Origin of the sequence: Xylanibacter caecicola, from assembly GCF_013166515.1 — a bacterium.
Classification (GTDB): Bacteria; Bacteroidota; Bacteroidia; order Bacteroidales; family Bacteroidaceae; genus Prevotella; species Prevotella caecicola.
Genome location: NZ_JABKKJ010000063.1, coordinates 1 through 958 on the forward strand (window position 1 = coordinate 1; position 958 = coordinate 958).

1 protein-coding gene is annotated in these 958 nt (G+C 43.9%); it reads right to left on the bottom strand.

What is annotated here, in order from left to right; translation table 11 throughout:
* Positions 1-958: sensor histidine kinase (locus HPS54_RS12785; protein ID WP_172345773.1), on the bottom strand; the 958-nt coding region annotated here is incomplete at both ends.

The window sequence follows — 958 nt, forward strand, 5'->3', positions numbered from 1 at the left end:
ATCAAAGAAACACCGCCTTCTTCTGTGAACTTGACAGCGTTTGACAGCAGGTTATTCCCGATTTGTATTATTCGCTCTTTGTCGGTCAATACAATGGCATCGTGTCCAGTCTTCACGGACAAGGACAACCCTTTGTTCACGGCAACAGGCATGAACTCCGTTTCAAGTGTGTGCGTGATTGCAGAAATCCGGCAGGGTGACAGACGGGGCTGTTCCTTGCCGTTGTCCAGGCGGAAGAAGTCAAGCAAAGTGTTGAGCATATCCCGCATACGGTCGGAGGATTGCAGTATATTTTGGATATATTGCCCATTATTACCGCTATTGCATTCTTTCCGCAAAAGTTCGGTATAGCCGGTTATTGCCGTCAGTGGTGTACGCAACTCATGGGTAATAGTATGTACCGCTTTCTTTCGGGAGGTTATGAGTACCTCATTTTGTTGCACGGACTGTTCCAATTGCTCGATCAAATCCGTTGTCTTGCGTTTGTATCGTTTAATGTTCTTTGCATCACGGTGTATGATGATATAGGAAATGACCAACAGCAAAAGAACAAATCCCATCAAGCCGCCTATCTGCATAAATGATTTTTTACGCATGGCTGTTATCTCGCTTTCTCTATTTTGTAAATCAGATTGTACCTTCTTTTCGATTTGGCAAATCAATCCTTGCAGTTGTCTGTTAAGTTCTGCATTACGGGCAGCAAGACTATCGGCTTGTTCTGACAATCGACGGCTCTGCGCTTTCTGTTCGTTGACCATGTTTCTATTGGATGAACGGAGCGTAGTCGTTGTTGTCGTTGGCTTCGTTCCCTCTTTTTTGCCGAAGATGCTCAAGAAACCTTTTCGTTTTGGCTTTTTGGACTGTTCCTGCACACTTTTCTGTACAATAACCGGAATTTGATTGGCTATCTTCTTGTTAATAGATTGTTGTTCATCCATTAACCGGACTATCTGGAACA